This window comes from Buchnera aphidicola (Phyllaphis fagi) (genome assembly GCF_964058955.1).
Lineage (GTDB): Bacteria > Pseudomonadota > Gammaproteobacteria > Enterobacterales > Enterobacteriaceae > Buchnera_L > Buchnera_L aphidicola_AI.
Genome location: NZ_OZ060370.1, coordinates 24465 through 46603, shown reverse-complemented (window position 1 = coordinate 46603; position 22139 = coordinate 24465). Strand labels below are relative to the sequence as shown.

The following is a 22139-nucleotide window of genomic DNA, read 5'->3' as shown; positions in this document are numbered from 1 at the left end:
TGTTTTTCGATATTATTTAAAATTTAAGTAATATATTATGAAGATTGATAAAAATGTAATTATATAATTTTATTTATTACATTTTTATCAATTTGTATAAATAAATATTATATATTTAAATCTTAGATAATATCGAAAATATCAAACTATTAAATAATATTAAAAATTAATTGAATTTATACTATTCCAAACATATTTTTTTTCATTTTACTAATTGATTTTAGTACCTCAGAAAATGAAACACCTCCCTGAGAATTTCTACTATTAATACAAGAATATAAACTTAACTTATCGTATATATCTTCATTAAAAAGTATACTATAACCTTTTAAGGTAGATAAACTTAAATTTTCTATCGGACAATCATATTTTATTGCTTCTAAGACAATTTTTCCAGAAATATAATGTGATTCTCGAAACGACATTCCTTTCTTAACTAAATAATCTGCTAATTCAGTAGCATTAGAATATCCTTTTTTTGCTGACTCTAAACAAATATCATGTTTAATTTTAATAGAATTTAAAACTAATGTAGACATTTTTAAACAATTTTTCCAAATATCTAATCCATTGAATAAATTTTCTTTATCTTCTTGCATATCCTTATTATATGATAATGGCAATCCTTTTAACAATACTAACATAGAAATTAAAAAACCATAAACTCGACTAGATTTTCCACGAATTAATTCTAATGCATCGGGATTTTTTTTTTGAGGCATCAAAGAAGAACCAGAAGTAATAGAATCAGATAATTCAATAAAACTAGATTCTCCTGAATTAAAAAATATTAAATCTTCGGAAAAACGTGATAAGTGAGTCATACTAATTGAAGCATTAGATAATAATTCAATAACATAATCTCGATCAGATACAGCATCTAAACTATTTTTAGTAATCTTAGAAAAACCCAACCAAGATGCTAATTGTTTTCTATCTATTGGCCATGTAGTACCACATAATGCACCTGAACCTAATGGACTAATATCTATTCTTTTTAAGGTATCTTTTAATCTATTTTCATCTCGTATAAACATTTCAAGATACGCTAAACACCAATATGAAAATGTAATCGGCTGTGCACGTTGTAAATGAGTATACCCGGGCATAATATCATTTACAGTTTTATCAGCTTTCATTAATAATGCATATTGTAGTTTCTTTAGATTATTTAATAATTTTTTAATTGTATATTTACACCATAATTTTAAATCTGTTGTAATTTGATCATTTCGACTTCGACCAGTATGTAATTTTTTAGCTAACTTCCCTAACATATGTACTAATTGTGATTCTACCCAACTATGTATATCTTCTTCATAACTATCTAACATAATTTTAGGATTTTGACGTACCTGAATTAATAATATATTTAATGAATTTTCAATTTTACATTGTTCTTCTTTAGTTAAAACGTTACATGTTTCTAAAGATTTAGACCATGCAATAGAACTTGTAATATCTTGTATAGCTAAACGATAATCAATGTGTAAAGAACTATTAAATTTTTGAAATAATTGATTAGATTTTTTATTAAATCTACCTCCCCATAATGTAATTTTATTAGCATCCATAATATCAACCTTTAAAATTTTCATAATACATTAATCAATAATGCAACTAATCAAATAAAATATATATAATTTGAATAATATAAATTTATTTTCTATTTATTTTTTTTATAGCTCGTATTTTAGAAGATAATGAAAATAAATTAATAAATCCTTGAGCATCATGATGATTATATACACTATCTTGCCCAAAAGTAGCAAATTCTTCAGAATATAATGAGTTTTTAGATTTTTTTTGAATAGGAATAACATTACCTTTATATAATTTTAATACTACACAACCAGTAATTAAATCAAAAAAAACACGAGCAGAATTTTGTATAGCTTTCCGAAGAGGAGAAAACCATAATCCATTATAAACAATTGATGACATAGATAAACCAAGTTGTTCTCGCCATTGAAAACTATTTCGATCTAATATTAATTGTTCAAGAGCTCGAATGGCTTGTACTAAAATAGTTCCTCCTGGCGTTTCATAACATCCTCGAGATTTCATACCTATTAAGCGATTTTCAACAATATCAATACGTCCTATTCCATGATTACTACCAATTTTATTTAAAAAATTTAAACATTGAACTAAATCCAATGATTTATTATTTATAGAAACTGGAAATCCTTTTTTAAATTTAATAGTAATATATTCTGGTGTATTAGGTGTATCAATTAGATCTTTCGTCCATGACCAACAATCTAATGTGGGAGCATTCCATGGATTTTCTAAAATCCCCCCTTCTGTTGAAATATGCCAAATATTTTCATCTCTGCTATATATTTTTTCAATTGTAGCGGTTGTTGGAATGTTTCTATCTTTTAAATATTTTATCAAATCTTCTCGAGAAGATAAATTCCATTCTCTCCAAGGAGCAAGTACTTTTAATTGAGGTGCTAAAGCAGAATACGTCGTTTCAAATCGTACTTGATCATTACCTTTACCAGTAGCACCATGACATACAGCAATAGCTTGAATTTTATTAGCTAATTTTATTTGTTCTTTAGCAATAATCGGTCTTGCCATAGCAGTACCTAATAAATAATTACCTTCATATAATGCACCTGTACTTAATACAGGAAAAATATAATCTTTAATAAATTTTTCTTTTAAATCTACAACATAACAATCTGTAGCACCAGAGTATAAAGCTTTATCTTGAATATCATCTAATTCTTTAGAAGATTGTCCAACATCAGCAACAAAAGCGATTACTTCTAGAGAATAATTTTCTATAATCCAAGGAATAATTACTGAAGTATCTAGACCTCCAGAATAAGCTAAAACAACTTTACCTGTATTTTTTTTTTTCATAATATTAATCCGATAATTTAAACAAAAGATACATGAGTACCAATCGTATCTCCTTGTAATAATAATTTTAATTGATTTAAACTGTGCCATCCAGAAATATTCACTGATTGTTTTAAATAATAAGAAACACGTATCGCTGCATTTAATTTTTCTATCATACCATTGGTAATAATACCTTCATGAATTAACTTATTAGTTTCAAAGTGTGTAATTTTTTTAATACATTTACCTTTTCCATTTAAAATAGAACTAACATCTGTTAGAAAAATTAAACGAGCTTTTAGAATTATTGATAATGACATAGCTACAATATCAGAAGGAATATCAACAAATAAATTATTTTTAGTGATTCCCGCTGGACTAATAATAGGAATAATATTACGTGAAAAAAGATATTTAATTAATTTAAGTGAATGTAAAGATGGAAAAATATTACTTTTATTTTTCTTAAAAATTATATTATTTTCATAAGTTAAACATAATCCAATAGAATTAATTTGATATTCTTTCGCCCATTTTACAATGTAATTATTAATAGTTCCTGATAACATATTTATTTTAAAATTAACATAATTATTATTTTGTATGTAATGTAATGAACTATCTTTATACATTAAATCATTCATTTTTTTTATTTCAGTATTAATCCAAAAATTACCTCCATGTACAATTAATATATTTCCACGAAATCTATGATAGTAAGAATGTAATACGCTAAAAAAACGGATCATGGAAACATCACTATTTAATAATGCTCCTCCTAACTTTATAACCAAAGTATTCTTCATATATTATACTCTATGTAAATAATAAATTATTACTTATATATATAAATTAATTTGTACCCCTTAAACCTAACATATGACATAAAGCATAAGTTACATCATATTGATTTAAAGTATAAAAATGAAAATGTCGAACTCCTTCTTTACATAATTGTTTAATCATATTCATTGATATAGATAATCCTATCATTTTATTCATTTTATGATCTTTACTATCAATTCCTTCGAACATATTATGTATCCATTTTGGAATATATACATTTGTCATTAATGCAAAATTTTTTAATTGCTTAAAATCTAAAATAGGTAATATTCCTGGAATAATTTCAACATTTATACCAATAGCAGCACAGCGATCTCGAAATCTTAAATAATGTTCCACTTCAAAAAAAAATTGAGTAATTGCTCGATTTGCTCCTAAGTCTACTTTATTTTTTAAATATATTAAATCAGATTGAGAATTTTTTGCTTCTGGATGTACTTCAGGATAAGCAGCAACAGAAATATCAAAATTAGCAATTTCTTTTAATAAAATAATTAAATTTGAAGCATATTTTAAAGAACTATTTTTTTGTTGTATTTTATCTCCTCTCAATACAACCAAATTTTTAATACCTGTATTCCAATAATTTTGAGCAATTTTTTTTATTTCATGATCAGTAAAATTAGAATATATTAAATGTGGAGAAATTGTAACATTTAGTTTTTTTTGAATTTCTAAAACTGAATTATAAGTATAATTATACATATTATCATTTGAAGTACATGTAATTGAAATAAAATCAGGATTCAAAATACTTAATTTTTTAATAGAAGAAAAAAAATTACTATTTTTTATAGTATTTAATTTAGGTGGGAAAAATTCAAACGAAACATTAATTTTAGAAGTAATATGAAAAATATTATTTTCAAATATATGACTATCATAGTTATCAAAAGAATTCATATTTCTATTCCTGTATTAAAAATAAAATATTATTGATAATATTTGTATTCAATGTTATTTTAAAAATATAAAATTCAAATAAACTATGTGAATTTTAATCTATTAGTGAATAAAATATAAAAATATAAATATTATCTAATAATATTACATACACAATTTTAAAATATTGTTATAATGATATTTCAAAAAAAAGTTATAAAAATTTTAAAAAATACATTATAATATAAAATAATTACTATAAAATTAAAATTTTATGTTGCATAAATTATTTTCTAAAAGTAATATATAATAATCTAATATATGTAATATTAGATTATTAATATATTGCCGGCTTAGCTCAGCAGGTAGAGCAACTGACTTGTAATCAGTAGGTCACCAGTTCGATTCCGGTAGCCGGCAAATATAATCAAAATTAATGAAAGGTGGGGTTCCCGAGTGGCTAAAGGGAGCAGACTGTAAATCTGCCGTCTATCGACTTCGAAGGTTCGAATCCTTCCTCCACCAAATTAAAATAATAATAAATTATGTGCGGGCATGGTATAATGGTTATTACCTCAGCCTTCCAAGCTGATAATGCGGGTTCGATTCCCGCTGCCCGCTCAATGTAAAGCTGATATGGCTCAGTTAGGTAGAGCACACCCTTGGTAAGGGTGAGGTCCCCAGTTCAAGTCTGGGTATCAGCAGAACTATAATAAATATTAAAAATTAAATACATTTATAATGATGATAAATCTATTATTTAAATAATATATTAATAAAAATATTGTACATACTATCAATATAAATGTAATATCGAAAATATATCCATATATGGTACTCAGTGAAATATTATTAGTTTTTAATCAAAAAAAAATGAATATTTTAAATATTACAATGAAATATATAATAATTTATAAGGTTATTTATGAATTTTAAAAATAAAAAAAAAAAGATATAAAACAAAATAGATGGTCAATAATTTTACTATTTGTATTAATCAATACAATAATTTATTACTCATGTAACGATATTACATATTTTTCATATTCTATAATAATAACATTAATGATTAATTCAATTATAATAATTCCTAATGCAATCAAAAAAAAAACTATCAATTTTATTAATGAAGCTATTATAGAATCAAAAAAAATTATTTGGTCAAGTAAAAAAGAAACCCTGAAAATTACATTAGTTATATTTGTTTCAAGTATTATAATATCTTTACTATTATGGACTTTAGATAGAATAATATTCTATATCATCTCGTCAATTATTAACTTAAGGTTTTAAAATGTATGATGATCATAAAACACATTGGTATGTTGTACAGGTTTTTTCAGGATTTGAAAATCGTATAGTACAAACACTCAAAAAACGTATAATAATTGAAAAAATGGAAAAATTATTTCAAAAAATATTAGTTCCTACTGAACAGATAATTGAAAAAAAAAACGGAAAACGTAAAGAAAGTAAATTCAATTTTTTTCCAGGATACATTTTACTAAAAATGTATATTAATGAAAAAAGTTGGCATTTAGTTCGAAATATTCCGAAAGTTATAGGATTTATTGGAGGAACATCTGAACAACCCTTACATATTAGTAATCAAGAAGTAAAAAAAGTCATATATCAATTAAGTCAAATAAGAAATAAATCGAGACCTAAGATATTATTTGAAGCTGGAGAAAAAATAAGAGTTAAAGATGGTCCATTTTCAGATTTTCATGGAGTTGTGGAAACTATGGATTATGATAAAAATAGATTAAAAGTTTCAGTATCAATATTTGGAAGACCTACACCAGTAGAGTTGGACTTTAATCAAGTCGAAAAAAATGTATAAAATTAAATAAAAAAATTAATAATATATAATTATTATTAATTATATTAACAATATTCAATGAGAAATTATGGCTAAAAAAATACAATCATATATAAAATTACAAATTTCTTCTGGTATGGCTAATCCTAGCCCTCCAATTGGTCCTGCATTAGGACAAAAAGGAGTAAATATTATGGAATTTTGTAAATCTTTTAATAAAACAACAGAAAAATTAGAAAAAGGTATACCAATACCAGTAATTATTACTATTTATTCTGATCGATCATTTACTTTTATTACAAAAACACCCCCAGCATCTTTTTTATTAAAAAAATATTCTGGTATAAAATTAGGATCCAGTAAACCAAAAATTGAACAATCTGGATCGATTACTCAAGAAAATATTGAAAAAATTGCAAAAATTAAATCAATTGATTTAACAGGATCAAATATTGAAAAAATGAAAAAATCTATTATAGGAACCGCAAAATCAATAGGTTTAAAAATAGAGGATTAAATGGTTAAAATAACAAAGAAAATAAAAAATGTAAAAAATAAAATTGATTTAAAAAAAACATATAAAATATATAATGCAATTAACTTACTAAAAAAATTTTCAACAAAAAACTTTATTGAAAGTTTAGATGTAGCAATTAATTTAGGTATTGATGCCAAAAAATCTGATCAAAATATTCGTGGATTTACTATACTTCCTCATGGTATTGGTCGTAAAATCAAAATTGCTGTATTTACTCAAGGTGAAAATATCAAAAAAGCAACAGACAATGGAGCTGATATCGCTGGAAGTTATGAATTAATAGATTACTTTAAAAATAACAAAAAAAGTCATTTTGATGTAGTGATTGCTTCTCCAGATAGTATGAATATTATAGGAAAATTAGGACCTATATTAGGTCCTAAAGGATTAATGCCTAATCCAAAAACAGGAACTATTACTTCTAATATTGTAGAAGCAATTAATAATGCAAAAAAAGGACAAATACGTTATAAAAATGATAAAAATGGAATTATACATACTACTATAGGAAAAATCAATTTTTCAAATCAACAATTACAAGAAAATTTAACACAATTACTAGAATCATTATATAAATTAAAACCTATAAAATCTAAAGGCACATTTTTTAAAAAAATAACATTATCTACTACTATGGGTATTGGATTATTAATTCAAAAAGATAGTATCAATGAAAAAAAATAAATGTTATATTATTAAATCTTTTAAAATATAATATATTTTAAAAATCATTGATATTTAGCAATAAAAGTTTTAATCTGATATCAGGAATATAAGACATATGATATTAAATATACAAAAAAAAAAAAATATTATTGCTAAAATAAATAAAATAGCTCATATTGCATTATCAGTTATTATTGCTGATACTCGAACGGTAAATGTTAATAAAATTACTCAATTACGTAAACATGGTCGAATAAATAATGTTAAAATTCATGTTGTAAAAAATACTTTACTTAAAATATCATTTCAAAATACATCATTAGAATGTTTAAATAATCATTTATTTGGACCATCTTTAATTGCATTTTCAATCAATGATTCAGAAAGTGCAATAAAATTATTTCACAATTTTCATAAAAATAATAAAAATTTTAAAATTATTACTGCTGCATTACACGGGAAAATATTATCACCACTAGAAATTAATCAAATTGCAAATTTACCTTCATATCAAGAAGCAATTATACATTTGATAATCACTATAAAAACCGCAACAATAGGAAAATTACTTTTTGTTTTATTAGCAATAAAACAAAAAAAATGTACAATAAAATAAAATTCTTTAATTTTTGTAATGTTCAATTAAACGAAAATTAATTTCATTGTTGCCAGGAATACTATTTATGTCTATAACTAAAGAAAAAATATTAGAAGCAGTATCAAAAATGTCTGTTATGGATATTGTTGAATTAATTTCTAGTATGGAAAAAAAATTCGGAGTTTCTGCTGCAATACCAATACATAATACAAATACTCAAAATGTAAAAGAAAAAGAAGAAAAAACAGAATTTGATGTATTATTAAAATCTATTGGTAAAAATAAAATATCAGTAATTAAAGCTGTAAGAAGTGCAACTAACCTTGGATTAAAAGAATCTAAAGATTTAGTAGAATCAGCTCCAACAATTATCAAAGAAAAAATAAATAAAAAAGATGCTGAATCGTTAAAAAATAATTTAGAAAAAGTTGGCGCTGAAGTTGAAATAAAATAGTAATATTAATATAATCAAGAATAATTCTATTTATATTATGCTGGTGGAAATATCACCAGCTTTATTTTTATATAATTATAAAAATAAGAATATTATATATTAAAAATATAAAATATTCTTATTATTTTAATCACAAACAATAATAAAGGTATTACATTTATGATTATCAATTTATTAAATGATCAAAAAATCTTTCATTTCATTAATTATTTTAACAAAAAATATAATTTATATTTTTTGTTAAATTTAATCAGTTGATTAAGGAATTAAGAAGTGTATTCTCACACAGAGAAAAAAAGGATTCGTAAAGATTTTAGGAAACATCCTAAAATCTTAAAAATCCCATATCTTCTTAATATTCAACTAAATTCTTTCAAAAAATTTATTAAACAAGATGTAACAGGTAAATCAGGATTAGAATCGGCATTCCGTTCTGTATTCCCTATTAAAAGTTATAATGGTAATTCTGAATTACAATATATAAGTTATCGTTTAGGTAAAAAAATATTTAATGTTACAGAATGTAAAACTAGAGGTATGACATATTCTATACCTATACGCGTCAAATTAAGATTAATAATATATCAAATAGAAAATTTAGATATTATTGTTAAAGAAATTAAAGAACAAGAAGTATATATGGGTGAAATTCCAGTTATGACCCATCATGGAACATTTATTATTAATGGTACTGAAAGAGTTGTTGTATCTCAATTACATCGTAGTCCAGGAGTATTTTTTGATAGTGATAAAGGAAAAACTAATTCTTCTGGTAAAATTTTATACCATGCTCGAATTATACCTTATCGAGGATCATGGTTAGATTTTGAATTTGATACTAAAGATCATTTATTTGCACGTATAGATCGTCGTAGAAAATTTCCAATTAGTATAATTTTACGTGCTTTAGGATGTAATACTGAAGAAATTTTAAAAATTTTTTTTAAAAAAAATATATTTCAGTTAAAAAATAATAAAATATATATGGAATTAATTCCTGATAGATTAAGAGGAGAAACAGCATCTTTTAATATTATTTATAATAATATTATATATGTTGCAAAAGGAAAACGTATTACTATTCGACATATTAAAAAATTAAAAAATGAAAAAATTCAATCCATAGAAGTTCCTATTGAATATTTAGTAGGACAAATTGTTTGTAAAAATTATATCAATTCATATACTAATGACGTTATTATATTAGCTAATACTCCATTAACATTAGAAAATATAAAAAATATCCAAAAATCTAAATTTCAATGTATAGAAACAATTTTTACTAATGATATTGATCATGGTGCATATATATCTAATACATTAAATATTGATACAACTATTGATCAATCTAGCGCATTAATAGAAATATATAAAATTATGAGACCCGGTGAACCTCCTAGTAAAGAAGTTTCAGAAAATTTATTTTTTAATTTATTTTTTTCTGAACATAGATATGAACTTTCATTAGTAGGAAGAATGAAATTAAATAAATCTGTATCTCGTCAAGAAATTACAGGTAAAAGTATATTAGATAAACAAGATATTATTGATGTTATAAAAAAACTTATTGATATACGAAATGGAAAAAAAGAAACTGATGATATTGATCATTTAGGTAATAGAAGAGTTAGATCTGTTGGTGAAATGGTAGAAAATCAATTTAGAATTGGTTTAATACGAGTTGAAAAAACAGTTAAAGAAAGACTATCTTTAGGAGATTTAAATATATTAATGCCTCAAGATGTTATTAATGCAAAACCAATTTCAGCTATTGTTAAAGAATTTTTTACTTCTAGTCAATTATCTCAATTTATGGATCAAAATAATCCTTTAGCAGAAATTACACATAAACGACGAATCTCTGCACTTGGATTAGGCGGTTTAACTCGAGAAAGAGCAGGATTTGAAGTTCGAGATGTACATCCTACTCATTATGGTAGAGTTTGCCCTGTTGAAACACCAGAAGGGCCAAATATTGGATTAATTAATTCTTTATCAGTATATGCGCAAACTAATGAATATGGTTTTTTAGAAACACCATATCGAAAAGTTAAAAATGGATTAGTAACACAAGAAATTCAATATTTATCAGCTATAGAAGAAGGACAATATATAATTGCACAAATTAATTCACGTATTAACTCAAATAATTATTTTATTGATCAATTAATTATGTGTAGATATAAAGGAGAATCTGGTTTATTTGATGTAAAAAAAATTGATTATATGGATATTTCTGCCCAACAAATTGTTTCTGTAGGTACTTCTTTGATACCATTTTTAGAACATGATGATGCTAATCGAGCATTAATGGGAGCTAATATGCAAAGACAAGCTATTCCTAATTTAAAACCAGAAAAACCCTTAGTTGGTACTGGAATGGAACGATCTGTTGCAATTGATTCAGGTGTAACAGTTGTTGCTAAAAGAAGTGGAATAATACAATATGTTGATGCATCAAGAATAGTAGTAAAAGTATGTAACAATGAAACTGATCTAGAAGAATCTGGAATTGATATTTACAATTTAATAAAATATAGTAGATCTAATCAAAATACCTGTATTAATCAAATTCCTTGTGTTCAATTACATGAAAATATTTATAAAGGAGATGTATTAGCAGATGGTCCATCTACAGATTTAGGAGAATTAGCATTAGGTCACAACATGAGAGTAGCATTCATGCCGTGGCATGGATATAATTACGAAGATTCTATATTAATATCAGAAAATATTATTAAAAAAGATCAATTTACTACTATTCATATTCAAGAATTATCATGTATTGCTCGAGATACTAAATTAGGTCCAGAAGAAATTAGTTCTGATATACCTAATATTCATGAATCAGCTTTATCTAAATTAGATGAATCAGGAATTGTATATATTGGAGCAGAAATTAAAGGTGGAGATATTTTAGTTGGTAAAGTAACCCCTAAAGGAGAAAATCAACTCACTCCTGAAGAAAAGTTATTACGTGCTATTTTTGGTGAAAAAGCATCTGATGTAAAAGATTCATCTTTACGAGTTCCAAATAGTGTTTCAGGAACAGTAATTGATGTACAAATATTCACGAGAGATGGTATAAAAAAAGATAAAAGAACTATAGAAATTGAAAATATGCAATTACAAAAAATTAAAAAAGATTTAACAGAAGAATTTAAAATTTTAGAATCAAATATATTTAATAGAGCCAAAAATATACTTATTAAATCATCCATTGAAAGTAACTATTTAAATACATTAAATAAAAAACTATGGCTAACTATTGATATACAAGATAAAAAAAATGCTCAAGAACTAAATAAAATTAATAAAAAATATAAAAAACTTAAAAAAATATTTAAAAACACAATAGAATTGCAAAGAAAAAAAATTACTAAAGGAGATGATTTAGCACCAGGAATATTAAAAGTTGTTAAAATATCTTTAGCAGTGAAACGTCAAATTAAAACTGGTGATAAAATGGCAGGAAGACATGGAAATAAAGGAGTAATATCTAAAATTAATCCTATAGAAGATATGCCATATGATAAAAATGGAGTACCAATTGATATCGTTCTTAATCCATTAGGAGTACCTTCAAGAATGAATATTGGTCAAATTTTAGAAACTCATTTAGGCATGGCTGCGAAAGGTATTGGAGATAAAATTAATAAAATGTTAAAAAATCAAGAAAAAATTTATAAAATACGTTCTTTTATACAAACAGTATTTAATTTAGGTAAAAAAATAAAACAAAAAATTGATTTTAATACTTTATCTGATTCAGAAATTTTAACATTAGCACATAATTTTAAATATGGTTTACCTATTTCAACACCTGTATTTGATGGTGCTCAAGAAGAAGAAATTAAAAAATTATTAAAATTAGGTGATTTACCACAATCAGGACAAATAACGTTATTTGACGGTCGAACAGGAGAACAATTTGAACGACCTGTTACTGTTGGATATATGTATATGCTTAAATTAAATCATTTAGTAGATGATAAAATGCATGCGCGTTCAACTGGATCTTATAGTTTAATTACTCAACAACCTCTAGGTGGAAAAGCTCAATTTGGAGGACAAAGATTTGGTGAAATGGAAGTATGGGCATTAGAAGCATATGGAGCATCATATACATTACAAGAAATGTTAACTGTTAAATCGGATGATGTTTATGGAAGAAGTAATATGTATAAAAATATAGTAGAAGGTAACTATCAAATGGACCCTGGTACACCTGAATCATTTAATGTTCTATTAAAGGAAATTCGATCTTTAGGAATTAATATTGAACTTGACGATGAATAAAATACATACAATATGTATAATTTATTTTAAAATTATAAATATACTTTCAATATCCTTATACTTCTATGGAATTTCTTGTGAAAAATTTCAAAAAAATTATAAAAACACAAATTAAAACAGAAGAATTTAATTCTATCAAAATTGAATTAGCTTCTCCAGATACTATTCGTGCTTGGTCTTTTGGTGAAGTAAAAAAACCTGAAACTATAAATTACCGAACTTTTAAACCAGAACGTGATGGATTATTTTGTTCTAGAATTTTTGGACCTATCAAAGATTACGAATGTTTATGTGGAAAATATAAAAGACTGAAACATCGCGGTGTAGTATGTGAAAAATGCGGAGTAGAAGTAACACAAAGTAAAGTACGACGTGATAGAATGGGACATGTTGAATTAGCTGCACCAATTGCACATATTTGGTTTTTAAAATCTCTACCATCACGTATTGGATTACTTTTAGATATGCCTTTGCGTGATATTGAGCGAGTACTGTATTTTGAATCTTATGTAATTCTTGAAGAAGGTATGACAAATTTTGAAAAAAAACAGATTTTATCAGAAGAACAATATTTAGATGCATTAGAAGAATTTGGAGATGAATTTGATGCAAAAATGGGTGCTGAAGCAATTCAAGTGTTATTAAAAGATCTTAATTTACCTATAGAGCATGAAAATCTTTATAATCAATTAAAAAAAACAAATTCTGAAACAAAAAAAAAGAAAATTACAAAAAGAATAAAAATTATAGAATCATTTTTATTATCTGATAATAAACCAGAATGGATGATTCTTAATGCACTACCTATTTTACCTCCCGATTTAAGACCATTAGTGCCACTTGATGGGGGTAGATTTGCAACATCTGATTTAAATGATTTATATCGTCGAGTAATTAATAGAAATAACCGTTTAAAAAGATTATTAGAATTATCTGCTCCTGATATTATAGTCAGAAATGAAAAACGTATGTTACAAGAAGCAGTAGACGCATTATTAGATAATGGAAGACGAGGAAAAGCTATTATAGGTTCTAATAAAAGACCTTTAAAATCTTTAGCGGATATGATTAAAGGGAAACAAGGTCGATTTAGACAAAATCTATTAGGGAAAAGAGTAGATTATTCAGGTAGATCTGTAATTACAGTAGGTCCATATTTACAATTACATCAATGTGGATTACCAAAAAAAATGGCCTTAGAGTTATTTAAACCATTTATATATGGAAAATTAGAAATTAAAGGATTTGCTACAACTATTAAAGCCGCCAAAACAATGGTAGAAAAAGAAGAACCCGTTGTATGGGATATATTAGATGAAGTAATACATAAACATCCTATTTTATTAAATCGTGCACCTACATTGCATAGGTTAGGTATACAAGCATTTGAACCAATATTAGTTGAAGGTAAAGCAATACAATTACATCCATTAGTATGTACTGCATATAATGCTGATTTTGATGGTGATCAAATGGCAGTACATGTACCTTTAACTAAAGAATCACAAATGGAAGCACGTAACTTAATGATGTCAACAAAAAATATTCTTTCTCCTGCTAATGGTGAGCCTGTTATTGTTCCTTCTCAGGATATTGTATTAGGACTATATTATATGACAAGAAAAAAAATACATGCAAAAGGAGAAGGAATGATACTAAAAAACTCACAAGAAGCAGAAAAAGTATATCAATTAGGATTAGCTGAATTACATGCTGTAGTAAAAGTTCGAATTACTGAATATATTAAAAATCAAGACAGTACATTTACAGAAAAATATCAAATAGTTAATACTACTATTGGTAGAGCTATCTTATGGAATGTTATTCCTAAAGGATTACCATTTAATATGATTAACAAAACTTTACGGAAACAGTCTATAACAAATATGTTAAACATATGCCATCAAACTTTAGGTATCCAAGAGACAGTATCATTTTCTGATCAAATGATGTATACAGGTTTTGAATATTCTTCAAAATCTGGAACATCCGTAGGTATAGATGACATGATGATACCTGATGAAAAATCTGAAATAATTCATGAAGCAGAAAATGAAGTATTAGAAATTCAACAACAATTTCAATCAGGATTAGTTACATCTGGAGAACGATATAATAAAGTTATTGATATATGGTCTACTTCTAATGAACGTGTTGCGAAAGCAATGATGAAAAATTTATCTATTGAAACTGTCATGAATAAAAAAGGAATTATTAAACAACAAGAATCTTTTAATAGTATATTTATGATGGCAGATTCAGGAGCAAGAGGATCTGCTGCTCAAATTAGACAATTAGCTGGAATGAGAGGATTAATGGCAAAACCAGACGGATCTATTATTGAAACTCCTATTACAGCTAATTTTAGAGAAGGGTTGAATGTATTACAATATTTTATTTCTACACATGGTGCACGAAAAGGATTAGCTGATACTGCATTAAAAACAGCTAATTCTGGTTATTTAACACGAAGATTAGTTGATGTTGCACAAGATTTAGTTGTTACAGAGCATGATTGTGGTACTAAAAATGGAATTATTATGGCTCCAGTTATAGAAGGAAGTAATATAAAAGAACCATTATGTGATAGAGTATTAGGTCGAATTACATCTGACAATGTTGTACATCCTCATTCAAAAAAAATATTAATTCCTAAAAATACATTATTAAATGAAGAATTATGTAAAATAATTAAGAAAAATTTTGTTGATTATGTGAAAGTTAGATCAGTGGTAAATTGTGAAACTGATTTTGGAGTATGTGCATACTGTTATGGCCGTGATTTATCTAGAGGAGAATTAGTTAAAAAAGGAGAAGCTATTGGTGTAATTGCTGCTCAATCTATTGGAGAACCAGGAACACAGTTAACAATGAGAACATTTCATATTGGTGGTGCTGCTTCACGAACAGTTTCTGCATCTAGTATAGAAGTAAAAAGTACAGGAGTAATTGATTTAAATAATTCTAAATCAGTAAAAAATTCTCACGGAAAAATTATTATTACTTCAAGAAATATTGAATTAAAAATGCTTGATAAATTTGGAGTTCCACAAGAAAGTTATAAGGTACCTTATGGTGCTGTATTAGAAAAAGGACATGGAGAAGTAGTTCATAGGGGAGAAACATTAGCAAAATGGGATCCTCATACTATTCCTGTTATTACTGAAGTTCCTGGATATATAAAATTTATAGATATGATTGAAGGCAAAAGTATTATAAAACAAACAGACGAATTAACTGGTTTATCTTCTATAATAGTATTGGATTCTTTTGAACGTAATATTGTAGGAAAAAATCTTCGTCCATCTATAAAAATCATAAAATCAAACGGAGAAGATGTTTTAATATCAGGAACATCTATTCATGCACAGTATTTTCTTCCAGGAGGAACTATTATTCAATTAGAAAATGGAGTGCAAGTAAGTTCAGGAGATACTATAGCGAGAGTACCACAAGAATCAGTAGGAACAAAAGATATAACAGGAGGATTACCTAGAGTAGCTGATTTATTTGAAGCTCGTCGTCCTAAGGAACTTGCTATACTATCGGAAATAAGTGGTCTTGTTTCTTTTGGAAAAGAAACAAAAGGGAAAAGAAGATTAAAAGTTACATCTACAGTAAATCACGTATATTACGAAGAAATGATACCAAAATGGAGACAATTAAATGTACTTGAAGGTGAACGAGTAGAAAAAGGCGATGTAATATCTGATGGACCAGAATCACCGCATGATATTCTACGGCTTAGAGGAGTACAATCTGTAACTAAATATATTGTTAATGAAGTTCAAGAGGTATATCGTTTACAGGGTGTAAAAATAAATGATAAACACATTGAAGTAATTATTAAGCAAATGTTAAGAAAAGCAACAATTATTCATCCCGGGGATTCTACTTTCTTGAAAGGTGAACAAGTTGAATATACAAATATTAAAATAGAAAATAGAAGATTAAAGCAATTTAAAAAAAGACCAATTACATTTATACGTAATTTATTAGGAATTACAAAATCTTCTTTATCTACAGAATCATTTATATCCGCAGCTTCTTTTCAAGAAACTACTCGGGTATTAACTGAAGCAGCAGTAGCTGGGAAAAAAGATGATTTACGTGGATTGAAAGAAAATGTTATTGTTGGAAGATTAATTCCAGCAGGTACTGGATATGTTTATCATACTAATCGTTTGAATCAACGTAATCAAAAAATACTCAATCAACATGCATCACATTACAATAATAAACATAATAAAAAAATATCCTATTCTCATTTATCTGATGAATTAAAAACTGAAATGTAAAAAAAAGTAAATTTTCTTCATTATGTGCTTTATTGATAGCTATATTTGAAATAGCTATCAATTAAAGTATATATAACATATTTATTTCTACCATATAAATATTTATCAAATTACATATATCAAAATATTATTATCATGATATAATAATTATAAAATTCAAGTACATATACTTAATAAGTAATATGATTTTTTTTATAATAATTTTCAACTTTTTTTTTACTCATTTTATCAATATACGCCATACCAAATGCTGATAATACAAATGTTAAATGGATAATGACACACCACATAATTTTATTATCTAATACTTTTTCAACTTCCATAAATAATCGAAGAAGATGAACAGAAGAAATTGCAACAATTGAAGAAGCTACTTTATTTTTAATTGAACTAACGTCCATTTTACCCATCCACCCTAATCGTTTTTTATTATCATTAATATCCATTTTGGAAATAAAATTTTCATATCCTGAAAACATTACCATAACTAATAAACCTCCAACTAAAGCAATATCAATTAATGATAAAACAATTAATACTAATCCGGATTCAGACATAATTAAAATTTTTGGAACAATAAAAATAATTTGTTGAAAAAATTTGACAGTTAATAATATAAATCCAAATGATAATCCAATATATACAGGAAACATTAACCAACGAGAAGCATATATGGTTTTTTCAATAATTTTTTCCATGAATCCTCTTTTCATTATCTGTATTGATATATTCATAAAAATTTTATTTTTAATATAAAATATTTCATGATTTTATTATAAATAAACATATGTAATATTTTATTTTAAAATAAAACAATAGATATGATAATATAAAACATATATCAATTTATTTTGATAATATATATAATGAAAAAAAAAAATAAAATTATTAAAACTGCTTTAATTAGTGTGTTTAACAAATCTAAAATTATAAAATTTGCAACAGGCTTATTAGAAAATAAAATTAAAATATTTTCTACTTCAGGAACAAGAAAAAAACTAAAAAAAAACCATATAAAAACACATAAAATATGTGAAATAACACAATATCCAGAAATCATAAACGGACAAGTAAAAACTATACATCCTAAAATTTTTGGGGGTATTTTAGGTAATAAAAAAAAATATTTTGATATAATTGAAAAATATCAAATGACTGCTATTGATATGATTGTAACTAATTTTTATTCATTTCATGATACTCATGAAAATATGGATATAGAAAAAACAATTGATATTGGTGGACCTGCTATAGTAAGAGCTGCTGCAAAAAATTATAAAAATGTTATTGTTATAACAGATATACTAGATTATGAAAAAATATTAAATGAGATTTATAATACTCAATATGTTAGTCTAGAAACTAGATTAAAATTAGCTTATAAAGCTTTTCATTATACTATGAATTATGATTATAAGATTAAAAAATATTTTAATAAAAAAATTAATGACCTATATAACAATAAAATAAATAATTTATTTCCTGAAAAAATAAATTTACAATATGTAAAAAAACAAGACTTAAAATATGGAGAAAACCCTCATCAAAAAGCATCTTTTTATATTAAAAAAAATAAAAAAACCATACCAGGAGTTATAAGTTCTTACAAACAATTGAATGGAATGCTTCTTTCATATAATAATATATCTGATGCTAATATAGCATTAGAATGTGTTAATCAATTTTATAAACCTACTTGTGTGATTGTAAAACACGGTAGTCCATGTGGTGCAGCATTATCAGATAATATAGAATTATCTTATTTATCTGCTTATAATAGTGATCCAATTTCAGCATTTGGTGGTGTTATTAGTTTTAATTGTTTAATGGACGATAAAATAATTAAAACAATTTTAGATAAACAATTTGTAGAAGTAATTGTAGGACCTGAAATTACTGAATCGGGGTTAAAAATTATTAAACAAAAAAAAAACGTTAAACTTTTAATTTGTGGATATCATAATAAAAAAAATGTTACATTTAAAGAATTACATAGCGTTAATCATGGTTTATTAATACAGCAAAATAATTTTATTAATAATAATCAACATAATTGGAATATAGTAAGTCAAAAAAAACCTAATGAATTGGAAAAAAAAAATGCTTTTTTTTTATGGAAAATAATAAAATTTATTAAATCTAATGCAATTGTATATGGTCAAAATTTTAAAACTATTAGTATTGGATCAGGACAAACCAGTCGGATTGATGCAGTCAAAATAGCTAATGCAAAATATTATGAAAACAATAAAAAACTCCATAATAACAAGCAACCAATTATTATGGCTTCTGATGCATTTTTCCCATTTAAAGATAGTATAGATATAGCTTCATTATTAGGAGTATCCTGTATTATTCAACCAGGAGGATCTATTAGAGATTCTGAAGTTATAGAATCAGCAGATAAGCATAATATTTCTATGATTTTTACAGGAATACGAAATTTTAAACATTAAAATTAATATTTATAAACAATAATCATATTTTATACAACATTTTAAAATATAATTTTATTTTAGTATTTTTAAACAAAAGGGTTAATACCCTTTTGTTGTAAAGTATTACATATTATGTTTTTGAATATAAGATCGAATATTTTCAGTAGCAATAACCATATTTTTTAAAGCATGTCTAGTTTCTTCCCAATTTCGTGTTTTTAAACCACAATCAGGATTTACCCACAAACGATTGACAGGAATGTACTGAATAGCTTTTTTTAATAATTTTTCGATATCATGAATTTTAGGAATATTTGGAGAATGAATATCATATACTCCAGGACCAATTTCATTAGGGTATTGAAATGTTTTAAAAAATTCTAATAATTCCATATCTGATCTAGCAGTTTCAATAGTTATTACATCTGCATCTAACTTCACAATAGCGTCCATAATATCATTAAATTCGCAATAACACATATGTGTATGAATCTGAGTAGTATCTTGTACTTTTGAACAAGATAGTCTAAATGCTTTAGTAGACCAATCTAAATATTTTTTCCAATCTGATTGGCGTAAAGGTAAACCTTCTCGCAATGCAGGCTCATCAATTTGAATAATATTAATTCCGGAATGTTCTAATTCTAATACTTCGTCTTGTAGTGCCAATGCAATTTGATAAGATATCATTTCTTTTGATAAATCTTCTCTTAAAAATGACCAACATAAAATAGTAATTGGACCAGTTAACATTGCTTTAACGGGTTTATTTGTAAGAGACTGTGCATATTTTGCATATTCTAAAGTAATTGGTTTAGAACGATATACATCTCCAATTATTATAGGAGGTTTAACACATCTTGATCCATAACTTTGAACCCATCCAAAACGTGTAAATATAAATCCATGTAAATGTTCGCCAAAATATTCTACCATATCGTTTCGTTCAGGTTCACCGTGTACTAAAACATCAATACCTAACAATTCTTGTTGTTCAATAATATATTTAATATGTTTTTTAATTTCTATTTTATAATTTTCAACATCAATTTTTTTATTTTTAAATTGAAGACGTAATTTTCTTATATCAATTGTTTGTGGGAAAGAACCTATTGTTGTAGTTGGTAAAATAGGAAAATTGAAATTATCTTTTTGTTTTTTTGATCGAATAGAATAAGATGATTTCCTATGAGCATCATATTGAATAATATTATTTAATCGTTCTTGAATTTTATAATTATGTACTTGATGAGAATTTTTATGAGTATATAGTAAATTACTCCATGTTTTTAATATATCTACATTATTATTATTCAATGCTTGAGTTAATAAACTTAATTCAATACATTTTTGTACAGAAAAAGCAAACCATTGTTTCACTTTTGGATCAATATGTTTTTCAACATCTAAATCAACAGGACTATGTAATAAAGAACAAGAAGGTCCGATCCATAAGTTAATACGATTATTTATTATAGACTGAATAATATTAAACCAATATACTAAATCTGCTTTCCAAATATTACGACCATTAATTACACCTAAAGATAACACCCAATCATTAGGTACTCGTTTATTAATTTTTTTCAAATCATATTTACCATCTATTAAATCAATATGTAATCCTTGAATAGGTAACTGAACAATTGTATCAAAATTATGATAAACACTTTCAAAATATGTAGTTAATAATAATTTAACATGTCTTGTTAATAACATATAAGAAATTTTAAAAGATTTTACCCATTGTTCTGGTAATTCTAATGATAAAATTGGTTCATCAATTTGAACCCATTCAATATTTCTTGATTTAATTTCCATTAATATTTCTTGGTATGCGCATAATAATTCTTCTAATAATTCTAATTTATTAAATTTTTCTCCTTTAATCTTTCCTAACCATAAATAACTTAAAGGACCTAAAATAACCGGTTTAACATTATGACCTTGTTTTAACGCTTCATCAATTTCATCAAATAACTGAAACCAAGATAATTTAAAACTTTGATTTTTTACAAATTCTGGAACAATATAATGATAATTTGTATCAAACCATTTAGTCATTTCTGATGCTAAAACTGATTTTTTATTTGGCGCTATTCCTCGAGCTGTATAAAATAAAGTATCTAGATCAATCGATCCATCAGTATTTCTATGTCTTAATGGTATATTACCTAATAACATACTCATATTTAAAACATGATCATACCAAGCAAAATCACCTACTGGAATTAAATTAATTCCTAATTTTCTTTGTTTTTCCCAATGTTTAGAACGTAATTGAAACCCTGTTTTTAAAAGTTGTTGTTTTGAAATTTTCCCAGACCAATAGTTTTCTTGAGCTTTTTTTAATTCTCTATTTACACCAATTCTAGGAAAACCTAGAGTGTGATTTAAAACAACCATAGAACATATACCTAAGTTTTTAATAAAATTTTA

The 22139-nt window shown here is 25.2% G+C and carries 14 protein-coding genes, 4 tRNA genes and 1 pseudogene; 13 read left to right on the top strand and 6 right to left on the bottom strand.

Going from position 1 to position 22139, the window contains the following annotated elements; translation table 11 throughout:
- Positions 1 to 176: 176 nt before the first annotated feature.
- From argH to metF, 4 genes are all read right to left on the bottom strand, one after another.
- Positions 177 to 1559, bottom strand: coding sequence for an argininosuccinate lyase (gene argH / locus AB4W56_RS00210; RefSeq protein WP_367675987.1), 1383 nt, complete (start codon positions 1557 to 1559; stop codon positions 177 to 179).
- Positions 1560 to 1659: 100 nt separating this feature from the next.
- On the bottom strand, positions 1660 to 2877 hold the full coding sequence (locus AB4W56_RS00205; protein ID WP_367675842.1) for an argininosuccinate synthase: 1218 nt from the start codon (positions 2875 to 2877) through the stop codon (positions 1660 to 1662).
- A 17-nt stretch (positions 2878 to 2894) separates the two neighbouring features.
- Positions 2895 to 3665, bottom strand: coding sequence for a hypothetical protein (locus AB4W56_RS00200; RefSeq protein WP_367675841.1), 771 nt, complete (start codon positions 3663 to 3665; stop codon positions 2895 to 2897).
- Positions 3666 to 3711: 46 nt separating this feature from the next.
- Positions 3712 to 4608, bottom strand: coding sequence for a methylenetetrahydrofolate reductase (metF, locus tag AB4W56_RS00195; RefSeq protein WP_367675840.1), 897 nt, complete (start codon positions 4606 to 4608; stop codon positions 3712 to 3714).
- A gap of 326 nt (positions 4609 to 4934) precedes the next feature.
- On the opposite strand from metF, the gene AB4W56_RS00190 reads away from it, so the two are divergent.
- The 12 genes and pseudogenes from AB4W56_RS00190 to rpoC form a co-directional block, all read left to right on the top strand.
- Positions 4935 to 5007 (top strand) — tRNA-Thr (locus tag AB4W56_RS00190).
- 22 nt (positions 5008 to 5029) lie between these two features.
- Positions 5030 to 5112, top strand: a tRNA-Tyr gene (locus tag AB4W56_RS00185).
- Between the two features lie 24 nt (positions 5113 to 5136).
- A tRNA-Gly gene (locus tag AB4W56_RS00180) sits at positions 5137 to 5208 on the top strand.
- A gap of 9 nt (positions 5209 to 5217) precedes the next feature.
- A tRNA-Thr gene (locus tag AB4W56_RS00175) sits at positions 5218 to 5291 on the top strand.
- A gap of 361 nt (positions 5292 to 5652) precedes the next feature.
- Positions 5653 to 5880: a preprotein translocase subunit SecE gene (gene secE / locus AB4W56_RS00170; protein WP_367675839.1), complete on the top strand. Its 228-nt coding sequence runs from the start codon at positions 5653 to 5655 to the stop codon at positions 5878 to 5880.
- A 1-nt stretch (position 5881) separates the two neighbouring features.
- Positions 5882 to 6430, top strand: a complete 549-nt coding sequence (nusG, locus tag AB4W56_RS00165) for a transcription termination/antitermination protein NusG (protein ID WP_367675838.1) — start codon at positions 5882 to 5884, stop codon at positions 6428 to 6430.
- A 67-nt stretch (positions 6431 to 6497) separates the two neighbouring features.
- On the top strand, positions 6498 to 6926 hold the full coding sequence (gene rplK / locus AB4W56_RS00160) for a 50S ribosomal protein L11 (RefSeq protein ID WP_367675837.1): 429 nt from the start codon (positions 6498 to 6500) through the stop codon (positions 6924 to 6926).
- Positions 6927 to 7631 (top strand): 50S ribosomal protein L1, encoded by a 705-nt coding sequence (rplA, locus tag AB4W56_RS00155; protein WP_367675836.1) that lies wholly within the window; start codon positions 6927 to 6929, stop codon positions 7629 to 7631.
- Between the two features lie 97 nt (positions 7632 to 7728).
- Positions 7729 to 8229 carry a 50S ribosomal protein L10 gene (rplJ, locus tag AB4W56_RS00150; protein WP_367675835.1) on the top strand — a complete coding sequence of 167 codons (501 nt, stop codon included), beginning with the start codon at positions 7729 to 7731 and terminating at the stop codon, positions 8227 to 8229.
- Positions 8230 to 8296: 67 nt separating this feature from the next.
- Positions 8297 to 8665: a 50S ribosomal protein L7/L12 gene (gene rplL / locus AB4W56_RS00145; protein WP_367675834.1), complete on the top strand. Its 369-nt coding sequence runs from the start codon at positions 8297 to 8299 to the stop codon at positions 8663 to 8665.
- A 273-nt stretch (positions 8666 to 8938) separates the two neighbouring features.
- Entirely contained in the window at positions 8939 to 12964 is a 4026-nt protein-coding gene (rpoB, locus tag AB4W56_RS00140; protein ID WP_367675833.1) for a DNA-directed RNA polymerase subunit beta, read from the top strand.
- Positions 12965 to 13041: 77 nt separating this feature from the next.
- Positions 13042 to 17163 (top strand): annotated as a pseudogene (gene rpoC / locus AB4W56_RS00135) (DNA-directed RNA polymerase subunit beta'); the annotation flags it as partial.
- Between the two features lie 269 nt (positions 17164 to 17432).
- On the opposite strand, the gene AB4W56_RS00130 reads toward rpoC, so the two are convergent.
- Entirely contained in the window at positions 17433 to 17960 is a 528-nt protein-coding gene (locus AB4W56_RS00130; protein ID WP_367675832.1) for a TIGR00645 family protein, read from the bottom strand.
- 168 nt (positions 17961 to 18128) lie between these two features.
- Here AB4W56_RS00130 and purH point away from each other — a divergent pair, with 168 nt between their 5' ends.
- On the top strand, positions 18129 to 19718 hold the full coding sequence (gene purH / locus AB4W56_RS00125) for a bifunctional phosphoribosylaminoimidazolecarboxamide formyltransferase/IMP cyclohydrolase (protein ID WP_367675831.1): 1590 nt from the start codon (positions 18129 to 18131) through the stop codon (positions 19716 to 19718).
- Positions 19719 to 19823: 105 nt separating this feature from the next.
- On the opposite strand, the gene metE is transcribed toward purH, so the two are convergent.
- Positions 19824 to 22106, bottom strand: a complete 2283-nt coding sequence (gene metE / locus AB4W56_RS00120; protein ID WP_367675830.1) for a 5-methyltetrahydropteroyltriglutamate--homocysteine S-methyltransferase — start codon at positions 22104 to 22106, stop codon at positions 19824 to 19826.
- Positions 22107 to 22139 lie beyond the last annotated feature (33 nt).